Raw genomic sequence first — 342 nt, 5'->3', positions numbered from 1 at the left:
AATGATTGCTGGCGCGAACTCTGCTCATGCGGAAGTAAATGATGCTACTCCTCAGCAAAGTACGGGAGATCGATTAGCTGAAATTAAGCAACATAAGCAAGAGTTAGATGCGAAATTACAGCAGCACAAAGAAAACGTGGATCAAACATTAAATGAACTTAACAAAGTTAAGGAAAATGTTGATACAAAGGTGAATGAACTACATGAACGTAAACAAGTTGCTGATGAAAAAATTAACGAAGTTAAACAGCATAAACAAGAACTAGATGCAAAACTTCAGCAAGACAAACAAATCGCCGAAGATAAAATCGCTGAAATTAAAGAGCATAAAAAACAAGTAGA

1 pseudogene is annotated in these 342 nt (G+C 35.7%); it reads left to right on the top strand.

Features of this window, described 5'->3' with window-relative positions:
* Nucleotide 1: 1 nt before the first annotated feature.
* Nucleotides 2–342: pseudogene (locus MR170_RS31290) on the top strand (LPXTG cell wall anchor domain-containing protein); the annotation flags it as partial.

The organism is Bacillus cereus group sp. BfR-BA-01524 (assembly GCF_022662595.1).
GTDB lineage: Bacteria > Bacillota > Bacilli > Bacillales > Bacillaceae_G > Bacillus_A > Bacillus_A thuringiensis_S.
The sequence above is the reverse complement of the archived record's forward strand: the minus strand, read 5'-3'. Positions and strand labels throughout refer to the sequence as shown.